The organism is Longimicrobiaceae bacterium (assembly GCA_035696245.1).
Taxonomy (GTDB): Bacteria; Gemmatimonadota; Gemmatimonadetes; order Longimicrobiales; family Longimicrobiaceae; genus DASRQW01.
Map to the genome: position 1 here is coordinate 1 of DASRQW010000491.1, position 3,107 is coordinate 3,107.

At 68.7% G+C, this 3,107-nt stretch carries 3 protein-coding genes; all 3 read left to right on the top strand.

Going from position 1 to position 3,107, the window contains the following annotated elements:
- Window positions 1–45 precede the first annotated feature (45 nt).
- Complete coding sequence (locus VFE05_21985; GenBank protein ID HET6232761.1) at window positions 46–1,650, top strand: Rne/Rng family ribonuclease; 1,605 nt, start codon at window positions 46–48, stop codon at window positions 1,648–1,650.
- A 537-nt stretch (window positions 1,651–2,187) separates the two neighbouring features.
- Complete coding sequence (gene rplU, locus VFE05_21990; GenBank protein ID HET6232762.1) at window positions 2,188–2,502, top strand: 50S ribosomal protein L21; 315 nt, start codon at window positions 2,188–2,190, stop codon at window positions 2,500–2,502.
- Between the two features lie 12 nt (window positions 2,503–2,514).
- Complete coding sequence (rpmA, locus tag VFE05_21995) at window positions 2,515–2,802, top strand: 50S ribosomal protein L27 (protein HET6232763.1); 288 nt, start codon at window positions 2,515–2,517, stop codon at window positions 2,800–2,802.
- Window positions 2,803–3,107: the final 305 nt, after the last annotated feature.

The window sequence follows — 3,107 nt, forward strand, 5'->3', positions numbered from 1 at the left end:
GTCCCCCGGGGTCCGCGCCCGTCTCCTCGCACGCGAGGAGGCGGCGTGAAGCGCGAGATCCTGATGAACACCACCGCCCGCGAGACGCGCGTCGCCATCCTCGAAGACGACGTGCTGGTCGAGCTCATGCTCGACCGGCCCGACGCCGCGCGCATGGTGGGCGACATCTACCTCGGCAAGGTGGAGGCGGTGCTCCCCGGCATCCAGGCCGCCTTCGTGGACATCGGCACCGACAAGGCCGCCTTCCTGCACGTCTCCGACGTCGCCCTGGAAGACGAAGCCGATGCCGAGGCCGAGCCCGGAGACGATCCCGCGGAACCCGCGGAAGGCGCCGAGGGCGACGACGACGAGGCCGCGTCCGGCGGCGGCGGGGGAGGCGGCGGAGGGCGCAGGCGCACCCGCAACTACCCGCCCATCCAGGACGTGGTGAAGAAGGGCCAGGAGATCCTGGTGCAGGTCAGCAAGGAGCCCATCAGCACCAAGGGCCCGCGCGTGACCGCGCACATCTCCATGCCCGGACGCTTCCTCGTCTACATGCCCGGCAGCGACCACGTGGGCGTCTCGCGCAAGATCGAGGAGCGCGAGGAGCGGGCGCGTCTGCGCGCCCTGGCGAAGGAGATCCTGCCTCCCAACAGCGGCGGCCTCATCGTCCGCACCGTGGGCGAGGAGCTCACGCGCGAGACCTTCGAGCGCGAGCTGCGGTCGCTGCAGGACACCTGGAAGCAGATCCTGAAGAAGAAGGCCCGCGCCCGCGCCCCGGCGCTGCTGCGGCGCGAGGCCAAGCTGGTGGCCGGCATCATCCGCGACCTCTTCTCGCAGAAGGTCGACAGCCTGACCATCGACAAGAAGGAAGTCTACAACGAGGTGCGGCAGTACCTCGAAGAGGTGGACCCCACGCTCATCGAGCGCGTGCACCTGTACGAGGACGCCAAGCCGCTCTTCGACGCGCGCGGCATCGAGAGCGAGATCACCGACGCCTTCCAGCGCCGCGTGAACCTGCCGTCGGGCGGCTACATCATCGTGGAGCCCACCGAGGCGCTGGTCTCCATCGACGTCAACACGGGGCGCTACACCGGCAAGAAGGACCCCGAGAAGACGATCCTCAAGACCAACGTGGACGCCGCCAAGGAGATCGCCCGCCAGCTCCGGCTGCGCGACGTGGGCGGCATCATCGTCTGCGACTTCATCGACATGGAGTCGAAGCAGAACCGCGAGAAGGTGCTCCAGGAGCTGCGGCAGCACCTTTCGCGCGACCGGGCGCGGACCAAGGCGTTCCAGGTCTCGGAGCTGGGCTTGATCGAGATGACGCGCCAGCGGGTGCGGCCGTCGCTCTACCAGACGCAGACCGAGGCGTGCCCCACCTGCAAGGGCACCGGCCGCATCTTCACGCCCGAGACGATCGTGCGGCGCATCGAGCGCGCGGTGCGGCGGGCGGCGGACGACGGCAAGGAGCGCGGGCTGTTCATCCGCGCGCATCCCGAGGTCGCGCTCTACATCATCGAGGACGAGCCGCAGTTCCTGCGCACGCTCGAGAAGCAGCTCAAGCTCCAGCTCACGCTGCGCGACGACCCGCTCATGCAGCAGGACGAGTTCCGCGTGCTGGCGGCGAACTCGCAGCAGGATCTTTCTTCCAAGTACGCTTTGGGCTGAGGCTTGGCGGCGGCGGACCGCTCCGGAGCCGGCCGGGCGATACTGCCTGCCCGTCCGTCTCCTGCGCGGGGGCGGGGAGCCTCCTCCTCCGGCGGGCGATACTGCCTGCCCGCCTCCGTCCGGGGTCTCCCCGCCCGCGGCGTGAGCCTGCCGAAACTGCCCGGCAGTCTCACGCCGCAACTCTTTTTTTGGGATACGGCGGAACAACCCCGCCGTCGCGCCCGGCACGGGGTGACCCGTCATCCCCGCCACCGGTAGGGCGCGGACCCGCGTGTCCACCCGTGTTTTCACACGCACCACCACCGCCGAAACGCGAACGCCCGCCGCCCTCTGCGGCCGGTGCGCCGCTGCCGCCAACGCCCGCTCGGCGCCGCAGCTTCCCGCCCGCCCCAAACAGGCTCCCCTCCCCCAGGCAGTTTTGGGGGAGGGGCTGGGGGAGGGGCCTCCGCCGCACCTTGACACAACCCCCCTGAAGGCGGATATTAGGGGCTTGCGTTGTTTCCAGGCAATTCCGTCTCAGTAACGGGAGTTCCGTACATGTACGCCATCATCCGCACCGGCGGGAAGCAGTTCCGCGCCGAGCCGGGCAAGACCCTTCGCATTCCGTCGCTCGACGTGGAGCCGGGGCAGACGGTGACCTTCGACGACGTGCTGCTGGGCGCCAACGACGACACCATCAAGGTCGGCGTGCCCACGGTCTCCGGTGCGGCTGTCACGGCCGACGTGGTCCGGCACGGCAAGGACGACAAGATCGTCATCTTCAAGCACAAGCGCCGCAAGAACTACCGCCGGAAGCAGGGCCACCGGCAGAAGTTCACTGAAGTGCGCGTCAACGAGATCAACCTCGGCTAAGGGAGCGCACTCATGGCTCACAAAAAGGGCGGCGGTTCTACCCGCAACGGCCGCGACTCGAACGCCCAGCGGCTCGGCGTGAAGAAGTTCGGCGGCGAGAAGGTCCTCGCCGGCAACATCATCATGCGCCAGCGCGGCACCAAGATCCATCCGGGCAGCAACGTGGCCCGCGCCAAGGACGACACCCTGTTCGCCCTGGTCGACGGTACCGTTCAGTTCGGCCGCAAGGACAAGAAGCGCAAGCTGGTGAACGTGGTCCCCTTCGAGCTGGCCGCCGTCACCGACGTCGCCGCCGACTGAGGCCCGCACCGCGGCTCACCCCGCGCGTGCACCGAAGCCGCCCCGGAATTTTCCGGGGCGGCTTCGCGTTTGTATCCATCCTCATCCCCGCTTGCCGTATTCCGCTGACGTACGTGAGGACATCCTCCCGTCGATACTCGCCTCACCCTCCACCTGTAGGGGCTGCGATTCATCGCGCCCGGCCGCCTTGCCGGACGCGACGTCATCCCCCAATCCAGGCGCATTCTCGCATCCTGGTTCCAGCCGAGCGGAAGGATGTGCGGCGTACGGATGCGCCCCCTCCCGCTCGCTTAGGCTCGCACCCT

Excerpts from the sequence above, each read along its gene's own strand:
- rpmA (HET6232763.1), top strand. The coding sequence starts at position 2,515 with ATGGCTCACAAAAAGGGCGGCGGTTCTACCCGCAACGGCCGCGACTCG.
- rplU (HET6232762.1), top strand. The coding sequence starts at position 2,188 with ATGTACGCCATCATCCGCACCGGCGGGAAGCAGTTCCGCGCCGAGCCG.